Here is a 4,511-nt window from a genome sequence, read left to right as displayed (position 1 = left end):
TTCCTGAGTTCCCTGGCCGATAACGGCGGCTTCACGTGGACCATGGCGATAGATGAGAACAGTCCAGCGAGAGACGCCGGGACGGTGAGCAGCGATATACTGCCGGCTACAGTCGTCAGCCTGATCTCCAGGGATCAGAGGGGAGAGATGCGTGATCCTCAGGATACGCCTGACCTTGGAGCCTACGAGTATAAAGGTACTGGCCCGAGCCCTGCTCCTGCAGCTGGCGGTGGTGGTGGCGGTTGTTCCGCAGGATTTGCCCCGGCCGTTCTGTTCCTCGCCCTGCCGCTTGTTTTCCTGAGGCGTTGAAGGGTCTACGGGTCGAGAGCATAACGGCAGACAGCATACAGCATAACGACAGGAGGAGCCGTCCCAACTGGGACGGCTCCTCCTGTTTCTCAGCAAATTCGAGGCAGAATCTCTCCCACGGGCATGTCCACTACCCTAAGACCGCCGACGGTAGTTCGGAGACCGACCATGGTTGGGTGCTCCTCTGTGACGGTGCCAATGACGGTGCTACTGCCTCCATGAGGATGGTTCGTCAAAGCTGAGAGGACCTGTTCTTCGGCACTCCTCTGAAAGGCTACCACCGCGCAGCCTTCGCAGGCCAGATGGAGGGGGTCGAACCCCAGAACGTCGCACACCGAGAGGACCTCATAGTCTATGGGGATGGCTGATTCGTCGATTTCGATGCCCAAACCGGTTCCCTCGGCCCACTCGCACAGGGCAGTTCCCAGACCTCCTCTGGTGCAGTCCCTCATGGCTCGAACACCTGTCATGGTTGCCAGATGCCTGATTTGAGGCCACAGAGGGGCGCAATCGCTGCTCAGGCCCGGAACGTTCAGGCCGAATCGAAGAGCTCCGATGGTCGCCCCATGACGACCGACGGCTGTTGTAACGGCGATAAGGTCGCCCGGGCGGATTCTGTCCATTCCGAGAGGAGCCCCGACTGGTTCACCCAGAGAGGCCACGGTGAGAAAGAGTCCGTCAACTGCCCCACGGGGAACGATCTTTGTGTCCCCTGCGACGAGCTTGACGTCCAGTTCCCGGCAAACTTGGGCCGCGCTTCGGCCATGATGGAGGAGTTCCTCCTCCTCCAATCCTTCCTCGGCGACGATGCTCAGTGCCACGAATCGGGGACGAGAGCCTCGAACGGCCAGATCGTTGGTGCCGCCGCAGATGGCGAGCTTCCCCAGGTCGCCTCCCGGGAAAAAACGGGGTGAGATGGTAAAGCCGTCGATGGTCACCGCTGTGGATGGACTTATAAATGCACAGTCTTCCAGTGACTTATACTCTGCACGTTCGTCAAATTGATCCATGAATCGCCGGATCAGTTGGGCACTCAGGCGACCACCACTTCCATGGCCCAGGTTCAGTGTCGACATAGCTCGTGCTGCCTTCTGGCGTATTGATGCCATGCCGAGCAGGTCCCCTCACTGGAGACCATGCACGGGCCCACGGGGTCCGTCGGAGTGCAGAGAGTGCTGAAGAGTGGACATCCGTCGGGATCGATCTCGCCGATGAGCACGTCTCCGCAACGACACCCTGTTGGCTCTGGAACCTCTCGAAGTGGTACAGAGAACCGACGGGAGGCATCGAAGTCGGCGTATTCAGGGGCGATCTCCAGCCCTGAGTGCTCTATGCTTCCCAACCCTCTCCAGGTGGCAGCGCCTGATCTGAAAATTCGGTCCATCAGAGCCTGAGCCTTGGGGTTCCCTTGAGGACGAACCCGGGGATAGCACAAGTCGACTTTAGGTGAGCCCGAGGCTATTTGATCCAGCAACATCGCCAGCCCCAGGAGAATTTCATCGGGCTCAAAACCGGCTATAGCGCAGGGAATTCCGTATCGCTTCGGGAGAAATTCAAAGGGCCTTTTCCCCAGGATCACAGCGACGTGTCCCGGAAGAAGCAGCGCGTCCATGTTCCGTTTTTCCCTGGACGCTAGAACGTTCAGGGCTGGCGGAACCTTTTTATGAAGACAGAGCACTGAGAGGTTACTGATGGCCTCTTTTTTTGCCTGAAGTATGAGGGCAGCCGTCGCTGGGGCGGTCGTCTCGAAGCCCACGCCAAGAAAGACCACCTGGTGATCTGGATATCTCCAGGCCAGGGCCAGAGCGTCCATAGCCGAGAGGACCACCGATATCCGAGCTCCTTGGGCGCGTTTGTCGCTCAGGGTGCCGTGGCTGCCCGGAACCCGGATCATGTCTCCATACGTGGCGAGGATCAGATCTTCCCGTTCGGCGAGGGCGATAGCGGTATCGACCTCGCCCTGAGCTGTTACGCACACAGGGCATCCAGGGCCGGAGACGAGCCGTAAGTTTTCGGGGAGCATCGTGCGGAGGCCGTGTCGAAATATGGAAACAGTGTGAGTTCCGCAGACTTCCATTACAGTGATGGGCTGTCTGAGGCGATGAAGGGCCTTTTTCAGGACGGCCAGACGCTTAGAAATCATCGGGGGATCCCTCGCCGGCGAGTTCCCTGATTCGATCCCACATAGCGTTGAGTTCCTCCGAGTCCTCTGGGGGCACCTTCTCGATAGCAAAGCCCGCATGAACCAGGACAACATCCCCTACGAAGGGGGCATCGACCAAGTCAGTACGAATCTTTCGGACGACGGCCCCTGCTTGGGCCAGGGCCTCTTTCTCGGTGGTGAGCTCGGTAATGATGTGTGGTATGGCCAGACACATGGAGACCTCTCCTCTCTATGTGGACATTGTACTACCTGTTCTCCTTTATCGGGACGTTGGGTGGTTGATCTGCACGCCATAATGTGTATAATACGATCAAGTAGTTGTCGAAGGTAAATTCAGCCATTTTTTTATTGTTCTTATATTCACTTTTTTGGGAGGTGATAAGGGCGGTCTTCGTGATGTTTAGGTGTGCGATGATGTGGTAGAAATAATGGCAGATGCCAAAAAGTGCAAGCATCAGAGAGAAAGGCAGGAGCGCTTATGAGTAATCAAGTTAAGCAACAACGGGAACAGTGGGGAAGTCGTATTGGTTTTATCTTGGCTGCTGCCGGCTCTGCTGTGGGTTTGGGAAATATCTGGAAATTTCCGTATGTGACCGGGAGCAACGGTGGAGGAGCCTTTGTTCTCGTATACGTGCTTATGGTCGTATGTATCGGCTTTACCGTCATGTTGGCTGAGTTCATCATCGGTCGTCGTGCTCAGCTTAATGCCGTAGGCTCTTTTGCGAGGTTGAAGGGCGGTGCCTGGCCCTTGGTTGGATGGCTCGGTCTCTCCTGTGGATTTCTCATCCTGTCCTACTATGGAGTTGTCGGAGGGTGGACCATAAAATATATCATCGGGTCTTTCACCGATCTCATGGATGTGGCTGCTGCCGGCAAAGCCGGCGACGCCTTTGGAGGGTTTATCTCCAACTCGTCCATGGTCATCCTCTACCAGGCCATCTTCATGTTCTCCGTCATCTGGGTGGTCTATCGAGGCGTTGGGGAAGGAATTGAGCGCTACTGTAAGATCCTTATGCCCGCTCTGTTTATTCTGTTGATCGTCCTGATCGGTCGCTCGGTCACCTTGGAGGGGGCTGGTAAGGGTATCGATTTTTATCTCAGGCCCGACTTTTCCAAGATCACAGCAGGGACCTTCATGGCTGCGTTGGGACAGGCTTTTTTCTCCCTCTCCCTGGGTATGGGATGCATGATCACCTATGGAAGTTACCTCCGGAAAGACATCAACCTGGGGGCAGCTGCAGCCCAGGTTTGTTTCCTGGATACCTTGGTAGCCTTCCTGGCCGGGCTGGTTATCTTTCCTGCGGTTTTTGCCTTCGGTGTCGAGCCCGGTGCCGGGCCGGGGCTCACCTTCATAACCCTTCCGGGAATCTTCGCCCAGATGGCCGGTGGCATGATGTGGTCCGCTTCGTTCTTCCTGCTCCTCTTCGTTGCGGCACTCACGTCGGCTATCTCCCTCTTGGAAGTTGTCTGTTCGTACTTCATTGACAAAGGCTGGAGCCGGGCCAAGGCAGCTTGGACCATGGGGACCCTCATCTTCTTACTGGGTATCCCCTCGGCTATCTCCCTGGGTGGTGGCCTGAAGGTTTTTGGGAAAGATTTTCTGGATGCGGCTGGGTTTATGACCGATCAGATTATGATGCCCGTGGGTGCCATCTTGATCTCGATCTTCGTGGGATGGGTCATCAAGGACTCGGTCAAGGATGAGGTCACTAATGGTGGTATGATCCCTGCTTTTCCGGGGTACAGCCTGTGGTTGATTCTGGTGAAGTTCGTGGCACCGTTGAGTATGCTCTATATTTTCGTCACTGGCCTGAAGTGGTAGGCAAAAAAGACTACGTGGAAACGAGGGGACGTCGCAAGAGGCGCCCCCTCGTTTAGGGTAAGATGAAGCTATTATTAGGAATGGGCTTTTTGAATGATGTTGCTTTTATATCTAAACACAAGGTCAAATAAAGGAGGTGACAGTTTATGGTTGAGCTCAGCAAGGAGAATTTCGATGTCGAAGTGCTTCAGAGCGATCTTCCCGTGGTTATAGACA

The 4,511-nt window shown here is 55.8% G+C and carries 5 protein-coding genes; 2 read left to right on the top strand and 3 right to left on the bottom strand.

Annotated features, from left to right (window positions below; all coding sequences use genetic code 11):
* Positions 1-309: hypothetical protein (locus CSA35_00025; GenBank protein ID PIE55615.1), on the top strand; the 309-nt coding region annotated here is incomplete at its 5' end.
* 89 nt (positions 310-398) lie between these two features.
* Here the strand turns inward: CSA35_00025 and hypE are convergent.
* Genes hypE through hypC form a run of 3 tightly spaced genes read right to left on the bottom strand, consistent with a single transcriptional unit; the run spans position 399 to position 2,687 of the window.
* Positions 399-1,385: a hydrogenase expression/formation protein HypE gene (hypE, locus tag CSA35_00020; GenBank protein ID PIE55614.1), complete on the bottom strand. Its 987-nt coding sequence runs from the start codon at positions 1,383-1,385 to the stop codon at positions 399-401.
* Entirely contained in the window at positions 1,373-2,452 is a 1,080-nt protein-coding gene (locus CSA35_00015) for a hydrogenase formation protein HypD (GenBank protein PIE55613.1), read from the bottom strand. Before CSA35_00015 ends, hypE begins: the two co-directional genes overlap by 13 nt.
* The gene (gene hypC / locus CSA35_00010) at positions 2,442-2,687 is read right to left on the bottom strand and encodes a HypC/HybG/HupF family hydrogenase formation chaperone (protein ID PIE55612.1); all 246 of its coding nucleotides are present in this window, start codon (positions 2,685-2,687) and stop codon (positions 2,442-2,444) included. Before hypC ends, CSA35_00015 begins: the two co-directional genes overlap by 11 nt.
* Before the next feature lie 264 nt (positions 2,688-2,951).
* On the opposite strand from hypC, the gene CSA35_00005 reads away from it, so the two are divergent.
* A complete protein-coding gene (locus tag CSA35_00005) occupies positions 2,952-4,295 on the top strand; it encodes a sodium-dependent transporter (protein PIE55611.1) in 1,344 nt (447 codons plus the stop codon).
* Positions 4,296-4,511: the final 216 nt, after the last annotated feature.

Source organism: Dethiosulfovibrio peptidovorans (assembly GCA_002748665.1).
Lineage (GTDB): Bacteria > Synergistota > Synergistia > Synergistales > Dethiosulfovibrionaceae > Dethiosulfovibrio > Dethiosulfovibrio peptidovorans_A.
The sequence above is the reverse complement of the archived record's forward strand: the minus strand, read 5'-3'. Positions and strand labels throughout refer to the sequence as shown.